General features: G+C 56.3%; 26 protein-coding genes. 6 read left to right on the top strand and 20 right to left on the bottom strand.

Annotated elements, in window-relative coordinates; all coding sequences use genetic code 11:
- Positions 1-307: 307 nt before the first annotated feature.
- The 6 genes from proC to HF984_RS06250 all read right to left on the bottom strand — a co-directional run bounded on the left by proC (position 308) and on the right by HF984_RS06250 (position 7,890).
- Positions 308-1,156 carry a pyrroline-5-carboxylate reductase gene (gene proC / locus HF984_RS06225; RefSeq protein ID WP_168614817.1) on the bottom strand — a complete coding sequence of 283 codons (849 nt, stop codon included), beginning with the start codon at positions 1,154-1,156 and terminating at the stop codon, positions 308-310.
- A 192-nt stretch (positions 1,157-1,348) separates the two neighbouring features.
- Positions 1,349-2,137 (bottom strand): sugar phosphate isomerase/epimerase family protein, encoded by a 789-nt coding sequence (locus HF984_RS06230; protein ID WP_168614818.1) that lies wholly within the window; start codon positions 2,135-2,137, stop codon positions 1,349-1,351.
- A gap of 135 nt (positions 2,138-2,272) precedes the next feature.
- Positions 2,273-2,653 (bottom strand): hypothetical protein, encoded by a 381-nt coding sequence (locus HF984_RS06235; RefSeq protein ID WP_168614819.1) that lies wholly within the window; start codon positions 2,651-2,653, stop codon positions 2,273-2,275.
- 137 nt (positions 2,654-2,790) lie between these two features.
- Positions 2,791-5,571 carry a type I DNA topoisomerase gene (topA, locus tag HF984_RS06240; protein WP_168614820.1) on the bottom strand — a complete coding sequence of 927 codons (2,781 nt, stop codon included), beginning with the start codon at positions 5,569-5,571 and terminating at the stop codon, positions 2,791-2,793.
- A 224-nt stretch (positions 5,572-5,795) separates the two neighbouring features.
- Positions 5,796-6,203, bottom strand: a complete 408-nt coding sequence (locus HF984_RS06245; RefSeq protein ID WP_168614821.1) for a pyridoxamine 5'-phosphate oxidase family protein — start codon at positions 6,201-6,203, stop codon at positions 5,796-5,798.
- Between the two features lie 4 nt (positions 6,204-6,207).
- Entirely contained in the window at positions 6,208-7,890 is a 1,683-nt protein-coding gene (locus tag HF984_RS06250) for a DUF7059 domain-containing protein (RefSeq protein ID WP_168614888.1), read from the bottom strand.
- A 48-nt stretch (positions 7,891-7,938) separates the two neighbouring features.
- Here HF984_RS06250 and HF984_RS06255 point away from each other — a divergent pair, with 48 nt between their 5' ends.
- Positions 7,939-8,430: a pyrimidine dimer DNA glycosylase/endonuclease V gene (locus tag HF984_RS06255; RefSeq protein ID WP_343947387.1), complete on the top strand. Its 492-nt coding sequence runs from the start codon at positions 7,939-7,941 to the stop codon at positions 8,428-8,430.
- Positions 8,431-8,481: 51 nt separating this feature from the next.
- Positions 8,482-8,616, top strand: a complete 135-nt coding sequence (locus HF984_RS11715; protein ID WP_281727790.1) for a hypothetical protein — start codon at positions 8,482-8,484, stop codon at positions 8,614-8,616.
- Positions 8,617-8,762: 146 nt separating this feature from the next.
- On the opposite strand, the gene trhO is transcribed toward HF984_RS11715, so the two are convergent.
- The 5 genes from trhO to HF984_RS06280 all read right to left on the bottom strand — a co-directional run bounded on the left by trhO (position 8,763) and on the right by HF984_RS06280 (position 12,249).
- Positions 8,763-9,656 (bottom strand): oxygen-dependent tRNA uridine(34) hydroxylase TrhO, encoded by an 894-nt coding sequence (gene trhO, locus HF984_RS06260; protein WP_168614822.1) that lies wholly within the window; start codon positions 9,654-9,656, stop codon positions 8,763-8,765.
- Between the two features lie 106 nt (positions 9,657-9,762).
- The gene (locus HF984_RS06265) at positions 9,763-10,236 is read right to left on the bottom strand and encodes a GyrI-like domain-containing protein (RefSeq protein WP_168614823.1); all 474 of its coding nucleotides are present in this window, start codon (positions 10,234-10,236) and stop codon (positions 9,763-9,765) included.
- Positions 10,237-10,351: 115 nt separating this feature from the next.
- A complete protein-coding gene (locus HF984_RS06270) occupies positions 10,352-10,777 on the bottom strand; it encodes a type II toxin-antitoxin system VapC family toxin (protein ID WP_168614824.1) in 426 nt (141 codons plus the stop codon).
- A 1-nt stretch (position 10,778) separates the two neighbouring features.
- A complete protein-coding gene (locus tag HF984_RS06275; RefSeq protein ID WP_168614825.1) occupies positions 10,779-11,033 on the bottom strand; it encodes a type II toxin-antitoxin system Phd/YefM family antitoxin in 255 nt (84 codons plus the stop codon).
- A gap of 199 nt (positions 11,034-11,232) precedes the next feature.
- Positions 11,233-12,249 (bottom strand): NADP-dependent oxidoreductase, encoded by a 1,017-nt coding sequence (locus tag HF984_RS06280; RefSeq protein WP_168614826.1) that lies wholly within the window; start codon positions 12,247-12,249, stop codon positions 11,233-11,235.
- 164 nt (positions 12,250-12,413) lie between these two features.
- Here HF984_RS06280 and HF984_RS06285 point away from each other — a divergent pair, with 164 nt between their 5' ends.
- Positions 12,414-12,995 (top strand): phospholipase A2, encoded by a 582-nt coding sequence (locus tag HF984_RS06285; RefSeq protein WP_168614827.1) that lies wholly within the window; start codon positions 12,414-12,416, stop codon positions 12,993-12,995.
- Positions 12,995-13,222 carry a hypothetical protein gene (locus tag HF984_RS06290; protein WP_168614828.1) on the top strand — a complete coding sequence of 76 codons (228 nt, stop codon included), beginning with the start codon at positions 12,995-12,997 and terminating at the stop codon, positions 13,220-13,222. The genes HF984_RS06285 and HF984_RS06290 overlap by 1 nt, the downstream gene beginning before the upstream one ends.
- Before the next feature lie 91 nt (positions 13,223-13,313).
- On the opposite strand, the gene HF984_RS06295 is transcribed toward HF984_RS06290, so the two are convergent.
- Positions 13,314-13,772, bottom strand: coding sequence for a pyridoxamine 5'-phosphate oxidase family protein (locus tag HF984_RS06295; RefSeq protein ID WP_168614829.1), 459 nt, complete (start codon positions 13,770-13,772; stop codon positions 13,314-13,316).
- A 67-nt stretch (positions 13,773-13,839) separates the two neighbouring features.
- Here HF984_RS06295 and HF984_RS06300 point away from each other — a divergent pair, with 67 nt between their 5' ends.
- On the top strand, positions 13,840-16,245 hold the full coding sequence (locus tag HF984_RS06300; RefSeq protein ID WP_168614830.1) for a DEAD/DEAH box helicase: 2,406 nt from the start codon (positions 13,840-13,842) through the stop codon (positions 16,243-16,245).
- Between the two features lie 21 nt (positions 16,246-16,266).
- Here HF984_RS06300 and HF984_RS06305 read toward each other — a convergent pair whose 3' ends face one another.
- From HF984_RS06305 to HF984_RS06330, 6 genes are all read right to left on the bottom strand, one after another.
- Positions 16,267-16,632 (bottom strand): Rv3654c family TadE-like protein, encoded by a 366-nt coding sequence (locus HF984_RS06305; RefSeq protein ID WP_168614831.1) that lies wholly within the window; start codon positions 16,630-16,632, stop codon positions 16,267-16,269.
- Positions 16,629-17,024, bottom strand: a complete 396-nt coding sequence (locus tag HF984_RS06310) for a TadE family type IV pilus minor pilin (RefSeq protein ID WP_168614832.1) — start codon at positions 17,022-17,024, stop codon at positions 16,629-16,631. The genes HF984_RS06305 and HF984_RS06310 overlap by 4 nt, the downstream gene beginning before the upstream one ends.
- Positions 17,025-17,132: 108 nt before the next feature.
- Positions 17,133-17,390 carry a DUF4244 domain-containing protein gene (locus tag HF984_RS11850; protein WP_168614833.1) on the bottom strand — a complete coding sequence of 86 codons (258 nt, stop codon included), beginning with the start codon at positions 17,388-17,390 and terminating at the stop codon, positions 17,133-17,135.
- 200 nt (positions 17,391-17,590) lie between these two features.
- Complete coding sequence (locus HF984_RS11505) at positions 17,591-18,172, bottom strand: type II secretion system F family protein (protein ID WP_168614834.1); 582 nt, start codon at positions 18,170-18,172, stop codon at positions 17,591-17,593.
- 3 nt (positions 18,173-18,175) lie between these two features.
- Positions 18,176-18,910, bottom strand: a complete 735-nt coding sequence (locus HF984_RS06325) for a hypothetical protein (protein WP_168614835.1) — start codon at positions 18,908-18,910, stop codon at positions 18,176-18,178.
- The gene (locus tag HF984_RS06330; RefSeq protein WP_168614836.1) at positions 18,907-20,340 is read right to left on the bottom strand and encodes a TadA family conjugal transfer-associated ATPase; all 1,434 of its coding nucleotides are present in this window, start codon (positions 20,338-20,340) and stop codon (positions 18,907-18,909) included. Before HF984_RS06330 ends, HF984_RS06325 begins: the two co-directional genes overlap by 4 nt.
- A 141-nt stretch (positions 20,341-20,481) precedes the next feature.
- On the opposite strand from HF984_RS06330, the gene HF984_RS06335 reads away from it, so the two are divergent.
- Positions 20,482-22,245, top strand: coding sequence for a bifunctional 3'-5' exonuclease/DNA polymerase (locus tag HF984_RS06335; protein WP_168614837.1), 1,764 nt, complete (start codon positions 20,482-20,484; stop codon positions 22,243-22,245).
- Positions 22,246-22,254: 9 nt separating this feature from the next.
- Here HF984_RS06335 and HF984_RS06340 read toward each other — a convergent pair whose 3' ends face one another.
- Positions 22,255-23,004: an NUDIX hydrolase gene (locus HF984_RS06340; RefSeq protein WP_247596496.1), complete on the bottom strand. Its 750-nt coding sequence runs from the start codon at positions 23,002-23,004 to the stop codon at positions 22,255-22,257.
- Positions 22,994-23,890, bottom strand: a complete 897-nt coding sequence (nth, locus tag HF984_RS06345; protein ID WP_168614838.1) for an endonuclease III — start codon at positions 23,888-23,890, stop codon at positions 22,994-22,996. The genes HF984_RS06340 and nth overlap by 11 nt, the downstream gene beginning before the upstream one ends.
- Positions 23,891-23,973: the final 83 nt, after the last annotated feature.

Raw genomic sequence — 23,973 nt, forward strand, 5'->3', positions numbered from 1 at the left:
CGGTAGTCGGTGGCGGTCAACATCCCTAACGCCAGACCCGATCAGTTGACCGCCACCACCCTGCCGAAGCTGCTGTGCACGCGACGTCGCCAGCTGGCATCGGGGCTGGCGTGAATCGCGTCGTGAGCGTCAGCGAGCCATGCGAGAGGGACTGCTGGCGACTGCGTGTGCAGTAGCGAGCAGGCTAAACCTGCTTATCCTCAGATGAATGTTGACCGCCGGCATCCTATTGCTAACGTGCCACCCATATATACAAAAAATAACCCCGTGAAAACCAACATTTTCACGGGGCTATTTGCGTAAGAGGTTATTTGCTGAACTCTTCAGTCATCTCAGCTGAACGCTCAGCGCACGCGCGCATACCTTTTTCGGTCAGCTCAAACTGGCCACCATCAATAAAGGCCTGAACGCCGCGCTCTGTGGTTCCGTTGGGGCTCATCACTGCTTTACGCAAGGATTCAGCGTCCTGGTCTTCAAAGAGCATTGCGCCAGCACCAGCCACAGTGAGGGATGCGAGTTTCTTCGCGGTTGCCTCATCAAGGCCGAGCTTGACGCCTGCATCCGCCATCGATTCAGCCAGCAGGTAGGCGTAGGCGGGGCCTGAGCCTGAAACAGCTACAACGGCGTCCATCTGGTCTTCTTCGACCTCGATGACCTCACCGACGCTAGAGAGAATCTCGGTGACGTCCTTGCGCTGTTCATCGCTCACGTGCTCCCCCACCGAAATGGCGAGGACGCCCTTGCCCACCTTGGACGGGGTGTTGGGCATGCAACGCACCACGGGCTGCCCGCCGTTGAGCGCGCGGGTGAGAGCATCCAGGTTGATGCCGGCAGCAACTGAGATGACCACCGCGTCCTTTCTGACGTGCTCTGCGATCTCCTGGGCAAGCTCAACGATGCCGTAGGGCTTGACGCCCAGTAGCACAACGTCAGCATCGGCCACTGCCTGCGCGTTTGCGTCAGATTCGGTTTCAGAAGCGAGGATCTGCACTTTTTCGCCGTTGTCACCCAGCGACTTTTTTAGCTGATCGGCGCTGTCCTGGGAGTGCGTCGTTGCACGGACAGCAGAGGCGTCAAAACCGCTTGCTAGTAAACCGCTGAGAATCGCACCGTTCATTGAACCGGTGCCACAAAAAGCTACAACCTTGTTCGACATATTTTCCTTCTTTCCTTGTCAGAGCGTATTTTCACTGAAAATCTAAAATCGTTATCAAAACGCAACCGATTTGCCAGCTTGCACCCAGCCACCTTTGAGAAGCCTCAAAACAATCGTGCTTATGCTTGAAGTACCTCATGGGATTTACCTCCATAGGTGCGAGTGATTGATGATAAAGATAAGATGTGCAACTTATCTTCCAAGATGCCGGTGAGCGAACTGAAGTGTTTCAAGAAGCATTTCGTCTCGCTCGCCGGTTTTCTTGCCTTTGGTGTCAATTTCGGCGCAGACCACACCGTCCCACTGAGTTTCGGCAAGGTACTGCAGGCTTTCGGCTACCCGCTGACGTCCGTGCCCGGGGAGTAGGTGCTCGTCCATGACTTTCTCCCCCATGCCGTCGGTGAGGTGAACATGGCCCAGCCTAGAGCCAATTTTTTTGATGTACTCGTAGGAATCCACGTGCGCAGCCGCCGCATGCGAGAAGTCCCAGGTGATCCATTCGTAGTCAAAGCGCGTGGGATCCCAGTGCGGCAGGTACATCTCAACGCTCTTGCCCGCTGCCTCCCACGGGTACATATTTTCCACCGCGATTTTTACGCCTTCTTGGTGGCTGATTTCGCGCACACCGTCCACAAAGTTTTTGGCGTACTGACGCTGCCAGCGGAAAGGCGGATGCGCCACAATAACGTCAGCACCCACCGCTTTGGTCATTTTTGCTGCCATCTGCATCTTGTTCCACGCGCGTCCCCACACCTGCTGGGTCAGCAGAAGAGTTGGGGCGTGAATGGATGAGATTGGCATCTGATATTTCTGTACCAGTTGCAGCAGATCATGCGGTTCTTGGCTCAGCGCGTTGCCGGTAATCATCAGCTCAATGCTGTCGTACCCTAGGTTTACGGCGGTCGCAAAGGTGCTCTCCACATTGGGCGGAAAAATGCATGACGTTGATAGTCCCACAGGAATCTGATGTTTCTCGCTCATCCTCGCCTCACTTGTGTATCTACGCTTGACTGTTATTTCAACGCTATAGGGTTTACCTGAATGTTTGGCGGTAGGACGCGCGAACGCGCCAAAAACCCTGAATTTACAGGGTATTTGGCGCGTTGGGTGTCAGGTTTAGAAGAAGCGTGGGCTACCGAAAATGAGAACAAAAATTGGGTATAGCGCGGTTGCTACCAGTACAACGCTGAAGTACACCAGCCAGTAGTTCTTTGCCAGGCGGCTCGAGATGAGCGCACCGAGGCTGATAATGAGCAGAATGATGGTGGACGCCATGCTTTTGTACATGGAGGCATGCGTGTGAATAGCGAGCCCAATACCGATGGTGAGTAGCAGTAGCGCCGTCATGGAGGGGATCGGCAGCTCGTCGTGCATACGCCAGCTAAAGCGTGACTCACGTGCCGCTGGTTCTGAGTGAGTGACCGCGTCCGGATGCGCGTTTTCAGTAGCTACCGGGTGGCTTTCGTGTGCCGGGATATTCTGCGGTGTGGTTTTCATGGTGGCTCCCATCGTCTTTGATGTGTGTCTTTACCATAGCACTGGTGACGGGCGCAGGTGCACGAAACCCCTAGAGTTCCGCTCACCGCAAGGACTTAAAGTCCCAGCAGATGAGCAAAACGCTAGAGGTTAGTAGGCTACTTCTTGGCGGCCGGTTTCTTAGCCGTAGTCTTCTTAGCAGCAGGCTTTTTCGCCGCCGTCTTACGCTTAACCGGCCCCTTGGCGCGCTTTTCTGCCAGCAACTCCACCGCGCGTTCGTGCGTCAGCGACTCAATGGTCTCGCTACGCGGCACGGTGATATTGGTGGTGCCGTCCGTGATGTAGGGGCCAAAACGACCGTCCTTGACCACAATCTTCTTCTCGGACACCGGGTCAATACCGAATTCAGCCAGCGGTGGCTTAGCGGTACCGCGTCCACGTTGCTTAGGCTGCGCGTAAATCTCCAACGCCTGCTCCTGAGTAATCGAGAAGATCTGCTCCTCGGTCTCCAGCGAGCGCGAGTCGGTACCCTTCTTCAGGTAGGGGCCAAAGCGACCGTTCTGCGCGGTGATTTCGGTGCCTTCTTCGTCCTTGCCTACGACACGCGGCAGAGTCATCAGCTGCAGCGCCTGCTCCAGGGAGACGGTTGCCAGGTCCATGGACTTGAACAGGGACGAGGTACGAGGCTTCTCGGGCTTGGGCTTCTTCTTGGGCTTCGCGCGACCGTTCTTGTAGTACTCGGTGGGCTGCGCGTCCATCCACGCCTGGATTTCTTCCTCGGTCATCTCGGGGATGACTTCGGTGACGTAGGGGCCAAAACGGCCGTCACGCGCGACGATGGTGCGTCCGGTTTCGGGGTCTACGCCGAGTTCGCGTCCGTCGTTCTTGCCCTTTTCGATGAGCTCAGCGGCCATCTCTGCGGTGAGTTCATCGGGTGCCAAGTCAGCGGGGACGTTGGCGCGGATGGGGTCGGTGATTTCGCCGGTTTCGGTGTCAACACCGCCGCCGGTTTCAAGGTAGGGGCCGAACTTGCCGACGCGGAGGTTAACACCGGGAGCTACCTCGATGGAGTTGATGGCGCGCGCGTCAATATCGCCCAGGTTATCGACGATGGGCTTGAGACCGCGCTTTTCATTGCCACCGAAGTAGAAGTCAGAGAGCCAGGTGGTGCGTGCCTGTTCACCGCGTGCGATGCGGTCGAGGTCTTCTTCCATGGCTGCGGTGAACTCGTAGTCAACGTACTTTTCAAAGTGTTCTTCGAGCAGACGGACCACCGAGAAGGCCGTCCATGAGGGCACGAGAGCGCCACCGCGGACGTTCACGTAGCCGCGGTCCATGATGGTTGAGATGGTTGCCGCGTAGGTTGAGGGGCGGCCGATGCCCAGCTCATCGAGAACCTTGACCAGCGATGCTTCGGTGTAGCGCGGCGGAGGTGTGGTCTGGTGCGAGGCGGCCTCAATATCGGTGCCGGTGAGCTGATCCCCTTCAGCCATCTGAGGCAGACGCTTGTCGCCGTCCTTGGCTTCGCTCTTCTGTGCGTTTTCGTCCCAGCGTCCCGCATCGGTGCCTTCTTCGTAGGCAGCCAAGAAGCCGCGGAAGGTAATCACGGTACCGGATGCGCTGAATTCAGCGTCGCGTCCGTCGGTTGAAGTACCATCGAGTTTGATGGACGCGGTGGAGCCCTTAGCATCTGCCATCTGTGATGCCACGGTGCGCTTCCAGATCAGCTCGTAGAGGCGGAACTCATCGGCGCTGAGCGCGGACTTTACGGCAGAGGGCGTGCGGAAGGAGTCACCCGCGGGGCGGATTGCTTCGTGAGCTTCCTGAGCGTTCTTAGACTTGGATGCGTACACGCGGGGCTTATCGGGCACAAAGTCAGCGCCGTAGAGCTCGTTTGCCTGCTTGCGCGCTGCGTTGATTGCCTGGTTTGACAGTGCAACCGAATCGGTACGCATATAGGTGATGTAACCGTTTTCGTAGAGGCGCTGCGCTACCTGCATGGTGGAACGCGACGAGAAACGGAGTTTACGTGCCGCTTCCTGCTGCAGGGTCGAGGTGGTGAAAGGAGCAGCCGGGCGGCGGGTGTAAGGCTTGGTCTCAACGGAGCGGACGCTGAAGGTTGCGTTCTCTAGTCCGGATGCCAAAGAGGTAGCTGCAGCTTCATCCAGGTGCGCAACCTTAGCCGATGATTTGAGCTGACCGTTATCAGCAAAGTCTTTACCCGAAGCTACGCGAACACCATCGACAGCTGAGAGCTTAGCGGTGAAAGATTCGTTGGAGCCGGTGGTGAAAAGTCCAGAAAGATTCCAGTAGTTAGCGCTGGTGAAAGCCATACGCTCACGCTCACGCTCCACGACCAGGCGAGTAGCAACTGACTGCACGCGTCCTGCCGACAGACCGCGAGACACCTTACGCCAGAGTACCGGCGAAATCTCGTAACCGTACAGGCGATCCAGCACGCGGCGGGTCTCCTGCGCATTAACCATGTTGCTGTCGATTTCACGCAACTCGCCGAAAGCACGCTCAATAGCCTCACGCGTAATTTCGGGGAAGGTCAGACGATACACCGGCACCTTGGGTTTGAGCACCTCAAGCAGGTGCCACGCGATAGCTTCACCCTCGCGGTCACCATCGGTTGCCAGATAGAGAGCATCAGCCTCTTTGAGCTTGCGCTTGAGCTCAGTAACCTTCTTCTTTTTGTCAGTGTTGACAACGTAGTAAGGCTCAAAATCATTCTCAAGGTCAACCGCGAACTTACCCACGGGTGACTTCTTGAGTTCCTCAGGTAACTCCGACGGCTGAGGAAGATCTCGAATATGACCCATCGATGACTCAACCTCGTAGGCATCGCCGAGGTAGCCGCTGATAGTTTTCACCTTAGACGGTGACTCTACAATCAGCAGGGACTTGCCATGATTAGTCTTAGCCTTGGTGGGCACGTTGCTCCTTGTGCGGTCTGTGCTTAAATCTGGAGGGGTACTGCGATAGGTGAAATATACTATCGTGTCTCTACTACTTCACCACAATAGCCCAGAAAGAAGTAAGTTACGCTCACTGTTCTACCAAACTGAGCTGAGACACACAGAAAACTTGTACTCTCGGTGCAGTATCGAGGCATTGATAGTCCTCAGAAAGAATTCGCTATATTTCGGTGTCAGGTTCTCTAATGAGAGACAACGGCGAATTGGCTACCGCGCACTCGTTCGGGTGCGATTTCTACCCAGTTGGTGGCGGCGCCGGATGCGTCGGTAGCAAGCTGCGCGATATCAGCGCGTTCTGCGGCGTCCTCGGGACTAATCCAGCTGGCGGTGCCTTTGACAACAACGCAGCGGGCTACACCGTCAACCACCTCATCTACTTCAAAGGCAGCTTTGCGGCTGATAGTCACAGAGGCAAACTTTACTTGCTCCGAAGTTCTGAAGAAGATTTTGCCATCCGCAATTACGTAGCTCACGGGGTAGATATCGACCTCAGCCCCAATGCTGAGGGCTATGCGTCCGTAGTGCTGCTGGTTATGGTGCAAAAATTCCCAGCACTGCTCGGTAGTCATTTCGGTTAGGTGTGTACTCATGCGCTTAGTTTATTTCGTCCTCATCAAAGACCAAGAATCCGTCTCGCACCAGCTCACGAATATGCAGTAACAAAGCGAATTTTGGGTTCTGATCTGCCGGGAGTTCATCCCACTCCAAAATGGACGCGAGCGCATTGATAATTTGCCCGGCGGCGAGTTCACCGTCGCAGGCACTGACAAAGCCGCTGGTTTCACTGGTTTCGACGACAGTGCGTCGCAGTCCCGCTCCCTGGCGCAGAATAATGACGCTGGGGTGTTCAGCTCCGGGTTCCGCGTGGCGTTCTTCGGTGACGTCTTCAGCCGCGGTCAGGTACAAGGATGCCAGCTCTGAGTCGTCGAGCTGCGCCAGGGCGTCGTGACGCGCCACTGCCTGCGTCATAAAAGGCGCCAACGGCTGCTGAACGGGGTAGGTGATTTCTTCAAAGCGTTGCAACAGAACCTGTGCGTGCGGGTTCTGACGGTGAGCATCCAGCGCGGCGGCGGTCGGTTTGCGCAGCCAAATCATACCGAAGCCAATGGAGTCCACACCGCGTGCGCTGAAGTCCCTGAGGTAGTCCATGTAGGCGCTCTCAAAAAGCTGCGGATCGCGGTTCTCACTGGCGTCCTTGAGCCAGGTTTCAGCGTACTGCTCGGGGGTGAGTACTTCGCGCTGAATAAACCACGCTTCGGTGTTCTCCCCTACCCACTGACGCGGGCGGTCTGCCCAGCTCTCACCGTCCACCGGAATCTCCCAGTTACCCAGCATCTGCGCGCGTCCACCCTCGTTGAGCACGGTCGGAAGTTGCTGAACCAAGGTTGAGACTATACCGTCACCAGCCATACCGCCGTCGCGGTAGGTGTACTGGTCAGCCGGGGTTTCCTCGCTCTTGCGCGGGGTAATCACAAAAGGCGGGTTAGAGATCACAAGGTCAAACTTTTCACCCGCAACGGGCTCAAGCAGGCTTCCCAGACGCAAGCTGACGCGGGCGTCCAGATTCTGCGGATTGATGTCGAGAGTCGGTGCGTTCAGCACCAGGTTGAAGCGGGTGAATGCCAATGCACGCTCAGAAATATCCGTGGCAGTCACGTGTTGCGCGTGCGCCAGCAGGTGGAAGGTCTGAATACCGCAACCGGTACCGAGGTCCAGTGTCTTTTGTACGGCGGTGCGCTCGGTAATCTGAGCCAGGGTTAAGGACGCGTGACCGATGCCCAGCACATGGTCCTTGCGCAACACACCGGGACGCTGGTGCGCGCCGAGATCGGAAGCCACCCACAACTCGGTGCCATCATCAGCTGAATGTGGACGAAGGTCGACGGTGGCACGTACCAGCCCCTCGTGGCTCTCAGCCAGCCCCTCGTGGCTCTCAGCCAGCCCCAGGTCTTTGAGGCCTGCGAAAGTAACGGGGTGCAAAGCAGTATTAAGGTTTTTCTCGCTCACGCTATGCGCCAGCAAAAAGAATGCCACCACGGTTGCAAGGTTCTTCTGCTCAGCGGACGCGTCAGACTCTTGAATCTGACGCAAACGGTAGGTGCCGGGCACCACCATATCGCGAGCCATCGCCTCGAACGCACGTTCGCCGAGAAGTTGCTCAACACCGTCGTAGGTAAAGTTCACGGCGCGCAAGGCCTCGCGTAACCGGCTCAACGCATCAATATCGCAGCTTTTCGGGGCGTTAGGTACAGAAGAAAAATCAAACACAGCATCCATGGTACAAAACCGGGCTGAAAAGGTGCGGTTCACAGAGGGCGGCGCCCCGTGCCATTGGTCATGCTGACCCTCTACACTGAACCTATGAGAATTTGGTCTGTTCACCCCTCCCAGCTCGACGCCAAAGGCCTTGTTGCCTGCTGGCGCGAGACACTCCTTGCACAAAAGGTTCTACAGGGCCTGACGAAGGGGTACACCAATCACCCGCAGCTCAAACGTTTTCGCCTGTGCGCTGATCCCGTGCAAGCAGTAGCCACCTACCTGCATATCATTGCCGATGAGGCGGACTCCCGCGGCTACAACTTTGACCGCACCCGCATCGTAAGTTCCAGGTCTAAAACGGTTGAAGCTCTCATGCCTGTGACGCAGGGACAGCTCGACTACGAGTTCGACTTTCTACGCCAGAAGGTAGAAGCCCGCGACGAAAAATGGTTCGCTACGCACTTTGCCAAGGACGCGCGTCCTGAAGCTCACCCGCTGTTTTATGTTATTCCCGGCGACATTGAAGAGTGGGAACACGTCAAAAACATTACTAAGTAATCTTTGTGACTGGTTAGTACTTAGCACCCCAAATATGTGAAGATTTTAACCATGGCTAACGAACAAAAGAGCGCAGAGATTCCGCAATCCATCGACGAATGGCAGGGACGCCTGGACGCAGGCGCAGATCCCGCAATCGTCGAGGAAATCATCGGTAAGCTCAAGGCTGAGCTAGCTGAGATTTAAGGCTAAGCGTCTTCGCGCTCAGCGCCAGAAGAGCCCCGCAGGTATGGGAACCTGCGGGGCTCTTTTTACTTTGTGTACACTCTTTATCCCTGGGCACAACGATTGTCGCAGTACATAGGAAGAAAGAGTGTACGAAAGCTACCGGGTTAGGCTGCTACCGTCGCGCAACCGTCCGGGCAGACGCGCTTGGAATCGTCAGCCGCGCATTCCGGGCACAGCAGAATCAGCTCTCGGCAGTCCTCATTAGCGCAGTTCTCAAACTTATTTGAGGGAGCGCCGCACTGCTCGCACTTGCCGATAGTCACGGTGTCAGGGGTGAACTCCATGTGCATACGCTTATCAAAAACGTACAGTGAGCCTTCCCAGAGTTCCTTGTCGCCGTACTTTTCGCCGTAGCGCACAATGCCGCCGTCAATCTGGTAAATCTCTTTGAAGCCGCGGTTCTTCATGAGAGCTGAGAGAATCTCGCAGCGGATGCCGCCGGTGCAGTAAGTAACAACGGGCTTGTCTTTGAGGCCGTCGTACTTGCCCGACTCGATTTCTTTAATGAAGTCGTGGGTGGTGCGAACGTCCGGAACAATCGCGTTCTTGAACTTGCCGATCTTCGCCTCAAACGCGTTGCGTCCATCAAAGAAGACGACCTCCTCGCCGCGTTCTTCAACGAGCTTGTTCACTTCTTCGGGCTTGAGGTGGACGCCGCCGCCCACTACGCCGTTTTCGTCCACCTGCAGTTCGTCGGGAGCACCGAAGGCAACGATTTCGTCGCGAGCTTTAACAGACAGACGCGGGAAGTCTTCTGAACCGCCCTCGGACCACTTGAACTCCATACCCTTGAAGCCGGGGTACTGGCGGGTTTCTTTGGTGTACTGCTTGACGGCGTCAATCTCGCCACCGACGGTGCCGTTGATGCCGTGCTTAGAGACGATGATGCGTCCGCGCAGACCCAGCTTTTCGCACAGTGCACGCTGCCAAAGCATCACTGCGGTAGGGTCTGAAATCGGAGCAAACTGGTAATACAAAACAATTCGGTTAAGAGCCACGTAACTATTCTAAGCTCTCAGCCGGTTGCCGCCCTGAACTTTATTGGGGTCAAATCACCGTTTTGGGTGGGAAATTACACCCAAAACGGTGATTTCGTCCCACGTTTTAGATCGGCGATTCCACGCCATCTACGGCAGACCAGCAGTACATGCGGTAGTTGGATGCGGTGACGTCACCCGGGCCGTAGACCTCGAGGTTGACGCCGGTGGGGGTAACGCCCTTCTCCGGAATGAAGGTGGAGTGCAGGTACTCGAAGCCGGGTTTGATGGAGTCAGCTGCCGGGCCTTCCACCGGCACGGTTGCGTACATGGCAGCAGGTACAACGACACCTGTGAGGCCCAAAGCCGCCACGGCAGGGATGCCCTGCACAATAAAACCTGCGGTGTAGGTAAAGCCTTCATCGGCAGCGTCCGGCATGAGCACACCCACTTTTTGCAGTTTGGCGGTGGCTGTTTTTTGCTCGTCGCTTACACGCTCAAAAAGCTCGTCCCAAACTGCCGCGAAATCGGTGCTCTCGGTGGCGTTCACGGTCACGCCCGCGACCAAAAAATTGCCGTACTCGATCAGTGCTGTTTCCATAATGTGTCTCTGCCCTTCGTCCTTCTTCACCCAAACTACAAAACCGGGGCCTAAACCACCAAGTTTAAGCCCCGTTAGTCGATTCATCCTCACATAGGTTCACGAATGCTAACCCTCAAGCATCCGATATTTTCCACGGATTAATGAGCGAAACATCAATAGCGTGAAAGTCTTTTTCATTTCTCGTCACAAGTTTCATCCGGTGATTAACAGCAATTGCAGCGATAAAGCAGTCGCGTTCAGGACGCGGGTCTGGAACCTGGAAAGCCGCTGATACCTGAGCAGAACGAGAATCTAGCGGAAGAATCCTTCCGTCAAACATCGGGAGTAGCTGATGCCGGTACCACTTTTCCAGCTTTTGCCCCTGCTGTTGATCTTTGCGGAGCATTCTTCGGACGCCTATTTCGACCTCGAATACTGTAAGGGCCGTGATGTATAAATCGCTCAGATAGTGGTTTTCAATCCATGCTTTTACATTGGCGTCGATTTTCGAGGCAGGTTTGCGGATCTCACTGACCACGTTTGTATCTAAAACATACATCTTAAAATTCCGGGTCTTGCACGGTGATTTCCACCGGTGCAAAGTCAATGTCGATGTCCTCTTCCATTGAAAGTGCCTCAATGAGCTTGTGCCCGTCAGCGTGCGCAGGTTTTGTGAGCTTGTTGTACTGTTCGTATGACAGAAGGACGTAAGCGGGAGTACCTCGATCGGTCACGACAACGGGTCCTTCTTGCGCCGCACGTTTTGCCGCGCTAACGTCCTGGTTGAATTCTCGGGCCGACACTAAAGTGGTCATTCCAACCTCCTTTGTAGGATCTTACCTACAAGTATCAACCTGCCGGTACAAGATGGCAAGGTTTCATTTCTTCAGCTAACTGCGCCTGCTGACGCTGCACGTGAAAACCGGGGCTTAAACCACCAAGTTTAAGCCCCGGTCGCTGATACGTCGCGGACGCGGTTCACCGCTGAAAGCCGCGAGAAGCCAGCCACTAACGCTAGATTTTTACGACCATCTTTCCGGTGTTTTTGCCCGAGAACAAGCCGAAGAAAGCGTCCAGCGCGTTGTGAAGCCCTTCAACCACGGTTTCGTCGTAGGTAATCTCGCCGGAGATGACGTGCGGTGCGATTTCTTCGCGGAATTCCTGAGCAAACTGTAGGTAGTCCTGCAGAACAAAGCCCTTCATGCTCAGCGAGCGCGTCACAATATTGGTCATAAAACGCGGGCCGGGGATGCTGTTGGGGTCTTTTTCGTTGTAGACCGAAATCGCTCCGCAGAGGGCTGCGCGTCCGTAACGGTTAAAGCTGTTGAGGGCCGCTTCTAGGTGGTCGCCGCCGACGTTGTCGAAGTAGACATCGATGCCGTTGGGTGCTGCTTCTTCAAGCTGGGTGAGAATCGGCGCGGCTTTATAGTCAATGCCCTGGGTGAAGCCAAAACGCTGAGTGAGAAGAGCTGTCTTCTCAGATCCGCTCGCCGAACCAATAATTTCGCGAGCTCCTTTAAGTTTTGCGATTTGGCCGGCCATCGAGCCCACAGCACCCGCGGCACCCGAGATAAAGACGTTGTCGCCTTCTTTGAGCTCGGCTACCTTCATTAAGCCCATGTAGGCGGTCATGCCGGTTAATCCCAGTGCGCCGAGGTAAACGGAGGAGGCGACATCGCCCAGTTCCTGCGCCTGTGTGAAGGCCTGGGCATCTGCCTGCGCGATATCGCGCCAGCCCAAGAAATGGGTGACGAGGTCGCCTTCACTGAACTCCGGGGAGGTGCTTTCGATAACGCGTCCTACCGCCGAGCCTTGCATGGTTTCGCCCAGTTCAAAGGGCGGAATGTAGGACTTTGAGTCGTTCATGCGTCCGCGCATGTACGGGTCTACCGAGATGAACTCGTTGCGCACGCGCACCTGGTTTTCGCCAAGGTCGGGAAGCTCAACGGTCACGGTTCGAAAATCCTCGGCTACGGGCATACCGGCCGGACGGCGGACAAGCTGAATCTGTGTACTTTTGTTTTCACTCATAAAAGGTAAAACGCTACCTCCGCCGCGGATATTTCTTGAGTGACGCACCTGACATACAACAACCGCTGAAGGTGTATTTTCCAAAAGCTCCTGCAAACTAAATATAAAAATGCGTTCCCCGTGTATTTTTGTACGGTCAACCACAACCATTATGAGGGGAACTCATGTCTCTGCTTTCTAAAAATCAACCGGCGAAGTTTGTCATCAGCCTCTTTATCGCCCTGTTTATGGCGCTTGGCGCATCCAGCCTCGCCTCAGCTGCACCTGCCGTTTCTAACGTCTCATCGCTCAAAAAGATAAATTCGTACGAGTACAAGGTGCTGAAAAAGAACTTCACCGGCCAGCAGATTAACGCACTTGATTCTATGGCGACAGACCAAGAAATTAGCCAGCTCGTTGCCGTTATTCAGAACCCGAACGCGGCAGTTGAAACGGTCAACCAGCCTCGGCTCATGGTGGCAACCTATGCAAGTTCTGCGCCGAACGGATGCTCGTACTCACCCGACAGCTTTGGGTCAGCTAACTTTAAACCCACCTGCGATGCCCACGATTTGTGCTACTCAGATTTCAGCACCACCGACCGCATTGACTGCGATAAAACCTTCCTTCAAGGACTTCTTGCTGAGTGTATCCGCGTTTACACCGGTATCAAGCGTTCTACCTGCAACGTGGTAGCTAATACCTACTACACCGCGGTGCGTACCGTAGGCGGTAGCTTCTACGAGGGTCAAGGTTCGGCTGCCTAATGAAAATTAGCTCGGTCTTCGCTTTGCTGACGGGCCTTAGCGGTGTTATCGCGCTGGGACTATTCCTGTGGATCTATGTGGAAGGCACCGTTCTCGGCTCGTCAGATCCCAATATCGGCGGCGGAATTCTCTTGTTGCTATCGATTGCTCTGACGGTTATTTTTGCCGTGCTGTGGGCGGGCTTCGCACTCTACGAACGTGCTAAAAAGCGTCGGAATCGTCAGTAGCTTACCAACAAAAACTCCCCTGCCATGTGTGGCTCAAACGCGCACGTGACAGGGGATTTTTTAGTTCATCTCGCAACCTGCGAGAGACTAACTAGCCGTTGGTACCCAGTACAAACCGGCGCCCTACCAGCTCATCGGGTGTAATTTCTACGAATTCCAGTTTGACGGTATTGAGCCAGGGTCGAATACCGAGGGTGGATGCGCGTTCAATGTCAGCGGTATCTGTCAGCAGACGCGCTGTACCAAAGACGTTCACCGAGTATGCCTCGCCGCCGGTGATGTTATCGAACTGCAGGGTGGCTTTATCGTTGAGGATCAACTGGGTCAGCTTTGAACCCGGCGCGGTCTGAAAATAGAACTTACGGTCTGCTACCGCGATATTCAGCGGGGTAATGTGCACAACGCCTTCGTCGGCTGTGCCCAAGCGGGCAAAACGCTGGTGCTCGGCAAGTGCCCAGATCTCATCGTCAGTCAACACGGTGACAGGATTTTCGGGTACGCCGGTGCTGTGTTCATTAGCGTCTTTGCTGATGTTCATGGGAATACTCATACCTCTATTGTGCACCAGAACACATGGCAGATGCACGGGGTTATCGTTTCTCAGGCACAATATGAACATGGCTTCTTTTTCTTCAGACCCGCAGTTTCTTGAGCTCATGCGCCGCCTCGGATTTTCTTCGGTGCCGCCCGAGGTAACTCACGTGCGAACCATTGCGGCGCGGGATGCTGTGACCACGCCGTGGCCGCAGTGGGTTCATGAAGATGTTGCCGGTGTTTTTCGAGGTCTTGGCATTGATGAGCCCTATCTGCACCAGGTTCAGGCGGCTCAGGCGGCGCACGACTCGAGCGGCAAAGAGCACGTCATCGTGGCAACCGGTACGGCCTCGGGTAAATCGCTTGCCTACCAGATTCCTGCATTGGATGCAGTACATCGTGGAGAGCTAGACCCCGGTGCGGGATTCGACCGCAATGAAGCCACCGTTCTCTACTTCTCCCCCACCAAGGCGCTGGCTGCTGACCAGCTCGCGTCTCTGCGGTCGCTCGGACTTTCCACCGTTCGCGCTGAAACCTACGACGGCGACACGGACGTTGTCACCCGCCGGTGGATTCGTGATCACGCCAACATTATTGTGTGCAACCCTGACATGTTGCACTTTGGTATTCTGCCGAATCACGCGCGCTGGGGCTCGTTCTTACGCAAACTCAAATACGTGATTATTGATGAAGCCCACAGTTACCGCGGGGTATTCGGCTCTAACGTGGCTAACTTGATGCGCAGGTTGCGACGCGTGTGCCGCCAGTACGGGGCAAAGCCGGTCTTTATCGGGGCGTCTGCTACGTCGGCAACACCCGGCGCTTCTTTTGCCCGGCTTCTCGGCGTGGATGAGTCAGCCGTTACCGCCATTACACAAGATACTGCACCGCACGGCGAGTCCACGGTCGTTCTGTGGGAGCCGGAGCTCAAAGAGAAGGTCAACGATAAGTTAGCCGCCAAACCTGCCAGCGGCGGCGAAAACGGTGCTCCGGTGCGCAAGAGCGTGATCGAACAAGCCTCTGAAATGCTGACTGACCTGGTCGTTGATCGCACCCGCAGCATTGCTTTTGTGAAATCACGACGCGCGGCTGAGGCTATTGCCCAGCGTACCGGTCAATACTTGGACGAAGTTGAAGTGGGGCTTGCACACCGTGTACAGGCCTACCGCTCGGGTTATCTTCCCGAAGAACGACGCGCCTTAGAGCAGGGTATGCGTTCGGGCGAGTTACTGGCTGTGGCTAGTACCAACGCCCTTGAGCTGGGTATTGATATTGCGGGCTTGGACGCGGTGCTGGTCGGCGGCTGGCCGGGCACACGCGCGTCCTTCTTCCAGCAAATTGGTAGAGCGGGGCGAGCAGGCCAGGAATCCATGTCGGTGTTTATCGCCTCCGAAGATCCGCTTGATACCTATCTGGTGCACCACCCGGAAGACATTTTTGATAACGGTGTTGAAGCAACCGTTTTTGATCCCACCAACCCCTATATTCTTTCGCCTCACCTGTGCGCTGCGGCTGCCGAGGTTCCCCTGCGCACCGAAGAGCTAGCGCTATTTGGTGAGACTGCACGCGCCCTCGTTGACCGCCTGGTTGCCCAGGGTTACCTACGAGCGCGCGCTACGGGTTGGTTCTGGACGCACCCTGAAAGTGCTTCTGACCTGGTTGATTTGCGAGGCGGCGGTGGGTCTCCCCTGCAGATTATTGATGTTGAAAGCGGTGCGGTAGTGGGCACGATGGGTGCTGCGCAGTCGCATGCACAGGCTCATCCGGGAGCTATTTATACGCACCAGGGCACAACCTTTGTGGTTGAAGATTTGGATGAAGAAAACGGTGTGATTGCGGTGTCTCGCGCTTTTCCTGATTTTTATACGCAGGCTCGAGATATTACCGAGGTCAGCGTTTTGGCTGAGGAAGAATCCGAACAGTGGGGCCCGGTGACCGTGCATTACGGTAAGGTGCGGGTGCGTAACCAGGTGGTCTCGTATCAGCGGAAGTCTTTGATTGGGCAAGAAGTTCTGGGCGAAGAGCCGCTGGATTTATCACCGCAGAATCTGATGACGAGTGCTGTGTGGTTTACGATTCCGCCCACCGTCATGACCGGCGCCGGTGTTGAAGAGAAGGACTTTCCCGGTGCGCTTCATGCCGCCGAACATGCGTCCATCGGCCTATTGCCACTGATTGCTACCTGTGATCGCTGGGATATTGGTGGGCTGTCAACGGCACTGCACATTGATACCGAGATGCCCACCATTTTTGTCTATGACGGCTATCAGGGCGGCTCGGGATGCGCTGAACGCGGTTTTGTTGCCGCACGCAAGTGGTTGCAGGCAACCCTAGATACCATTGAGGCGTGTGAGTGCGAGAGCGGATGCCCATCCTGCGTGCAGTCCCCCAAGTGCGGTAACCGTAACGAGCCTTTGGATAAGGACGCTGCAGCCCGTGTGCTTCAGGCGCTGTTGATACACTCGGGAGCCTTGAACTCCACGATCTAGTGTTCAACAGAATCTTCAGCATCACTTACCGTTCGGTGGTCCCGCCCTTGATACTGATTCAGCCGGGCCTATAAAGACGAACGGCCCTGCCACAGTAACCTGAACGCGCACGTCCATGACTTCGCTATCTTCAGCCGGGGACGCGCATCCTACCAGCTGTGCTTTATTGGCAGTGGCCACCTGCTCGGCAACGTCGCAGGGGTCGCCGCTTCGTAAACCGCGTGCGGCGTCCGCCGCGGCGAGCGCGCTCAAATCGGCGGCGGTGGTTGCTCTGTGATTAGCCGATGACACTGAGATGAGTCCTGCGATCACGCCCAAAAAGATGAGCAGAACGGCGATAATTCCGAGCACTACGATGGTTCCGCTGCCGCGCTGGTTCTCGCTCATTCAGCACCGCCTCCTTGCTCTTTAGGTACGGATGCGCGTGCCTGTTGCTCGATGCTTCCGAGGGTTCCGATGACGCCCGGTGCGCGGGTGGTGGCGACAACCGTCATCATGGTGCCGTCATCCATCACGTGCACGGCAAAATCAGAGTCGATGTCACCGGCTATTCTGCTGACGGTTTCTGCTGTTTCGCCGCGTGCCGCCGCGCGGGCACCCAGCCGGGCTGATTCTTCAAGTTTGATTTGGGTGGCGCCCACGGCACAGGCGCCGAGCACCAGGGCGAGAATAAAAACAACAGCCGGTAGCATGAGCGCGAACTCTGCGGTGGTGGTACCGCTTTCGCGGTGGTCTTCTGACGATAGGCAGAAGTTGAGACGGGTATTTTCAGGGGTCATGGTGGTTCCTTGCTCGCGGGCTATCCGTATAAAAACCTAAAGCGCGCATCTACCTTTTCAAGAAATAACGCCGGTAGATGCACGCTTCAGGTTCACGGTGATTCTTCTTTACATACCGGTGCTCAAAGCGTTGCGCACAATGCCCATGAGTAGCTCGCGTACTTCGTCGGATTTCAAGATCACAACGAGCAGTCCGGCGAAGCCGACGGCAGCCAACATGACGATGCCGTACTCAGCGGTGGTCGCGCCTGCCTCCGGATCATGCACTAAGGCGTTGTGTTCCACGACGTCCCCTTCAAGAACGAGCTCTGAATCGTGCACTGAACGCTGGGCTGAGATTGGTTCGAGGTTCTGAAAATGTCCCACGGTGGTTCTCCTAAGATAAGACTGGTGTAAGTGAGGGGCCGCTGGGTGAAGCGGCTAATTCCAGAGTGCACCGGTGGCGCACGGCTGTACAGCAAAACCCAAAATCTGTGGATAAACCAGCCGTTTGTGAGGCCTGTGGATAACAATTTTCGCTATCCACAACCTCAATCTTCATCAAAAAGCCGGTTATCCACACTCGGTCACCGCCCGAGCATCGTGGGTATCAGCGACATCAGTACCGGCAAAACCCCCAGACAGATAAAGGCCGGCAAGGAACACACGCCCAACGGCACCACGAGTTTTACCGCTAGCTTGGCAGCGGATTGTTCTGCCCGTCGAAACTCGGTGCGACGCGCCCTAGCGGCTGCCGCACGGAGAATATCGGCGCTCGGCGCACCGGCAACAGTCACCACAGCCAGCGTGTCTTTAAACTGCACCATGGCAGGATCAAGCGCGGTCGCATCCGCCCACGCCCACGCGTCCTTCCAGGGCAGACCGGTAGAAAGACGCTGAGAAACCGCCCTCAATACTGCACTGTGCGCGGTGTCTACCTCAGCCAGATGCATCAACGATGCGCTCAGGGACAACCCGGTTTCTTGCAGAGTGGCGATCAGTTCTAGCAGTAGAGAAGCATCGAGCCCTAAGCCACTTTCGGCAGTCGACAGCCCCATAGCAGCGCCCTTAGGCTCAGAATCGGCGCGCTGTCGCAGACGCCGCAGCATCACCAGCGCACCGGCGGCACATAAACAGCAACTAAAGAAAATAATCAGTAGGGTATCCACCGGTTACAGCTCCATTTTCTCGGCGCAGGTCACAAGCCGGGTGGTCCATTTTCTGCCGTAGAGCGCCAGACCAATTCCGAGAATTCCCACGAGCGCACCGGGTATTGATCCGAAGAGCAGTCCCAGAGGGTTCGTTCCCATGAGAACGCCCAGGCCAAGCCCCAGTAAGGGTAACCACGAGAGGATGCTCCCGGTTGCTTTAGGTCCGGCAAGCGCAGAGGTTCGAGCTTCGAAAGCATCCATGTCGTTCTCGCAGTGCGCGGCGTAGTGTTCTAGAAGGGTTACGAGCGCAGCACCCGTAGAATCGCTGATCTGCCAGCAGGCCAACAACTGGTGCGCTCGATCAGCGGAGTGCTCGCGTGTGAAGGGGCAACTGCGCTCTATACCTGTCAAGGAGTGCCCTACCCGAAGCCGTGAGAGGCAGGCGCGAAGGAGCAACCGTTGGTCATTGCGTGCTCGTGCTACGGCTAAGGGATCTGAAAAATCGTGTCTCTCATCGATTTCTGAATCGTAGTCCGCCACAAGGTATTCAAAGGCGGTGCGGACGCTACATCCGGCACGAAGCAGGGCGGTGAGTTGCCAGATCAGGGCGGGCCAGAGTTCCATTTCGTCGCTGTGAGCGGTGCGTTCGAGGCGCAACTTAGCCCAGCGGTATCGAGTGGCGTCGCGAACAGTGTGCAACCACCTGATGAGCTGAGCCAGCAACCCCACACCGTTGCTAGTGGTTTGACGCGTCATAGTGCTTGCTCCATTGCTTCGCGCAGGTGGATTCCGCCGGTGTGCCATTTGAGCCGCCCGGTCGTAGGGTTCACGCTGCAACAGGGCACGGTTTGTAGTTCGTGGTTGTTCAGCTCAAACCGTGAAATCTGCGTAATGATGCGGTGACCACCGACTTTTTGGCAGTGAATGACGTAGTCCAGGGCGGTGGCGGCCTGCAGCGAAGTAGCTTGCGGTGTCAGTCCTGCCAACGCTCCCATCGCGATGATGCGGGCGGGCGTCGCATCCGCCGAGTTCGCGTGCACGGTGGAGCCAGAACCGCTGTGTCCGGTGTTCATTGCCATGAGCAGGTCATTAATTTCAGCGCCGCGGCTTTCACCCAGAATCAGCCGGTCCGGGCCCATGCGAAGCGCCTGCTGAATCAGCATTTGTAGGGTGATGGCGCCGCGTCCTTCTGCGTTTGCTGCGCGGCTGGTGAGAGCTACAGTGTGTGCGTGAGCCGGGGCTAGTTCCGGTGAATCTTCAAGGGTGACCAGTCGTTCTTCTTCAGCGCATAACCCTAACAGGGCGTTGAGGAGTGTTGTTTTGCCACTGCCAGTACCACCGCTAATCACAAAATTAGCGCGGGTTTTCATCATTGAGATGAGCACCGGCATCAGCTGGGGGTTGCTGTGTGCTAACCACTGTTCGAGCGTCAACCGCCTAGCGGGTTGAACGCGAATAGAGAGCACGGTATTCTCGCCCGCTACCGGCGGCAGCACAGCGTGGACGCGTTGGCCGCGTTCGGTCTGAACGTCATTAGCAGGAACCGATTCATCGAGCCGAGCACCGCACGAGGTCACTAGCCGGGTTGCCAGCGAGCGCACCGCGTCCTCATGATCGAATTGCAGGTCGGTTTTGTGCATGCCGAAGCTACCGTCCACCCATACGTCTGCCGGTGAGTTGACGTAGATGTCGGTAATCCCGTCAAGCTCCAGTAGGGGTTCTAGTGGCCCTAGCCCCTCAAGGTGCGCGGCGATTATTTTCTGTACGTCATGCTTCTGTTCAGGTGTGAGGTCTGTGTGTTCTTCTTCAAGAAGTCGAGCGCAACTTTCAGTGGAGAACTCCGCCGATGCCAGCAAAGAAGCGTCCATGATGGCGCGAGCAATGCCAGCAGTATCAACTTCGTTCGATGGTGCCCGGTAAGCGGCGGGAGGTTCAGCAACGTCAAAGACCTCCGCGGTGTGCAGCTGGTCCTCATCAGGTTGAGTATCAGAGGCCTCTGGTTGTTGAGGCGACCTCTGATACCTTGCGCTGTCTTTGAGTCCCGTTGAAAATTTCGGCGGGTACTTACCGGCTAGCTGAAAAAGAGTCGGTGGGGTCTGCGCACGCGTCGTGGCATCAGGTTCAACTGCTTCGTCATGGAACCGAGGTAAGGACGCGGGTGAGATAGTGGCGTTGGGATGGTTCATGCTTGCCATTGCACCAGATTTTCAGCGGCACACAACCGTGTGCTCTCAAACCTGTGGATAACTGCTCTCAAACAGCGAAGATGTCCACATTGAGCGGTTATATGGTTCTCACGGTGCGTCATAAACCGCCATAATGAGGGTATGTACATTGTGATTGCTCCCCGCCCTGCTCACGGCACGAAGGCGCCTGAGCAGTGGGATGCGATAACCTACGTACCCTGCGGTCAAGGTACTGAACGCAGTTTTACGCGTGAGCAACTGCCTGAGTTCATCAAGCTGGTCATGAGCAAGAACCGCTCTCAAATTATCCGGTGGACGTGGGATCATACTAAGAACGTTTATCCCATGCTGTTGGATGCGGGGGTGAGTGTTGCCAGCTGCCACGACCTCTTTTTGGTGCAGCGTATTTTGCGCACGGCTGCCACGAGAGCGCAGAATAAGCTGTCTTACACACCGCAAGTCGTCTTAGCAGCATCCGAAGAACCTGCCGGGCACCTTCTGCCCTCTGCTCCGGCACCGGGGCAGGATTCTCTGTTCGAGACCCCCGATGAGAATAACGACCAGTCCCCTACAGCCCGCGAACTCATGGACGAGCTTCACGCGCAACTCCAAGCTATCGCGTCCGCGCCTGCGCCCGGTCGGCTTTCACTTCTGGCAGCCGCTGAATCGCAAGGCGCTCTCATTGCCGCTGAGATGAAACACTGGGGAATGCCGTGGAACAAGAGCGTGCACGAGTCGATGCTGGCGCAAAAGCTTGGCCCTCGTCCGGCTGCCTATGAGCGTCCCTATGAATTACAAAAATTAGCGGCTGTTATCAGCCAACGCCTGGGCGCGCCCAACCTCAACCCTGATTCTCCTGCGCACCTGCTCAAAGCCATGCAGAACGCTGGCATGCGCGTGGACTCAACCCGCAAGTGGGAGCTACTCAGCTGGGTGGAACAAGCACCTCACCAAGAAGAACGGTATCGACGAGAAGAAATCGTCACCCCAATTCTCGAGTATAAGAAGCTCTACCGGCTCTTCACCGCCAACGGCTGGGCATGGCTCGATGCGTGGGTGCACGATGATCGTTTCTACCCCGCCTACGAGGTGGGCACAGCCGCAACCGGCAGGTGGGGTGCGCACGGCGGCGGTGCCATGCAGATTCCCAAGGACGTTCGCCACGCAGTGCAAGCTGAGGACGGTATGCGCCTGATTGTCGCCGACGCGGCGCAGGTTGAGCCGCGCATCCTTGCCGCGATGAGCGGGGATCGCGCTCTTGCTATCGCCGCCCGTGGAACCGACCTGTACGCGGGCATTGCTGAAATTGGTGAGCGCACTGGCTCGCCGCTGGCGAGTAGGTCTGCGGCAAAAATTGTGATGCTCGGTGCTATGTACGGCGCGACCACAGGTGATTCGGGCAAGCTGCTGCCCCACTTCCGCAAGCTCTTTCCGCAGGCTATGCAGTTCACCGAGGACGCGGCGGCTATCGGTGAGCGCGGCGGGCAGGTGATCACGCACTTGGGCAGAACCTCGCCTGCGCCGGATACCGCCTGGTTTGAGACGCAGCGCGATGTGTTCACTTCCGAAGCGGAGCGGCGGGCGAAGACATTGGCGCGCTCGCAGGGGCGGTTTACCCGCAATTTTGTGGTGCAGGGAACCGCCGCGGAGTGGGCACTGTGTTGGATGGGTCAGATTCGCAAGCGCCTAAGGAGCGAAAAACTTTTTGGGTTCCCGTTGAAAACTCACCTCGTCTACTTTTTACATGATGAGGTCATGCTTTACGGCCCGGAACGCGAGACCAAGCTGTGCGAGCGCATCGTCAAAGAATCAGCAGAAACCGCTGCACGCATGCTCTTCGGAGAGATTCCGGTGGACTTTCCCGTGAGCATCGTGGTGACCGATAACTATGCGAAAGCTAAGTAAAGTAGAACGCTAAATCGGCGCCGCCTCGCTTCGCGTCCTATCCCACTCCTGCGACCAACCCAGCGCGTCCAGCACGCGGTCGAGAATAACGCCGGTAAAACCCCAAATGCGGAAGGTTTCGCCGTCTTGCGAAACATCAAAAGCCGGGGACTTATGTTTCACTCCCCCGCGCTCAACCGTTACGTACAGGCGGTGAGCGGGATCGACGAGGTCAGCCACCGGAACACGCAACACCAGCGATGATTCATCGCGATCAACCACATCAACATCACTGGGTTTAGTCCACCAACCAATAACGGGGCTTACCTCAAAGTTAGAAACAGGCAGCGGCACATCCTTGATAGCACCCAAAACCTCCACTCCGGCAGGGTCCAGCCCGGTTTCTTCAACAGCCTCCCGCAAAGCCGCAATATGCGATACGGGCACGCCCTGCGTTTCTGCCTGCTCATAATCCTCAGGGTCAACCTTGCCGCCAGGGAAAGCCGGCTGCCCCGCATGCGAACGCAAGGACGCGGCACGCACCAAAATCAGCACATCCAAGAAAGCGCCGACGCTCTCAGGGCAGTCCGTGCTCTGCGCAGGCTGAGAATCCAGCGCGCCAAACAAAATCAGAACAGCCGCCCTCTTACTCAACGCGGGATCAACCTCGCCGACTTTCCAGCGCTCGCGATCCGAGAAATCAGTGACATCATTCTGAACAAGTTTCAGCAGGTCAGCACGTGCTTGATTTAAAATCTGCTGCTTAGTTTTAGGCGCCAAGAGGGTACCCTTCTGCTTGCAATTGACGGCGGCTAGCACCCTGCACGAATTTCAGGTGCAGGTCTTCGCGTCCCGGCGCCATCTCGTACTTCATAAGTTTTCGAGCCTTAGCCTCATCGGTTTCCCCCACACCGTATGAGGGGCACAAATCGGCAATAGGGCACACGCCGCAGGCAGGTTTGCGGGAGTGGCAGATGCGACGACCGTGGTAGATCAGGCGGTGAGAAAGCATCGTCCAGTCTTTGGGTTCAAAAAGCTGAGCGACGTCGCGCTCCACCTTCACGGGGTCTTCTTCGCGCGTCATTCCCAGACGGCGGGCTAGGCGGCCAAAATGAGTATCAACGGTGAGTCCCGGAACATCAAAGGCGTTACCCAGCACCACGTTGGCGGTCTTGCGCCCTACCCCCGCAAGCTTGATGAGCTCCTCAAAGGTTGAAGGCACCTCACCGTCAAACTCGTCAACAAGCTGCCCTGCAAGGTTCCTGATGGAGCGGGTTTTAGCGCGGTAAAACCCGAGGGGCTGAATCAAATCTTCAACGTCCTCCGCCCTCGCCTGCGCCAAATCTTCCGATGTGGGATAGCGGCGAAAGAGCGTGGGCGTTACCGAGTTGACGCGCACATCGGTAGTTTGTGCAGAGAGCACCGTGGCAACCAGTAGTTGGTAGGGGCTCTCAAAATCTAGTTCAGCAACGGCGTACGGGTAGGTCTCCCCCAAAATCGTATTGGCTTTACGCACGCGTCGTTTAAGACCGATCTCGGTTTCACCATTTTTCTCGCGTCGCGCTTTCGCCTGCGCCGCTTTGAAGGGCGGGATCACGCGAATTTCAAGCAGTTTTCTGTCGTCGCTTGTCAGTGCGGACGCGGGATGTGAGGGAGAGTTTGCCATGGTTCAACATTACCCGGGGACGATGCTGAGCGACGCACATTTGCAGGCTGACGTGAGTCAATGCGCTCCTGGCGTAAGAGGTT

The organism is Rothia terrae (assembly GCF_012396615.1).
GTDB classification, from domain to species: domain Bacteria; phylum Actinomycetota; class Actinomycetes; order Actinomycetales; family Micrococcaceae; genus Rothia; species Rothia terrae.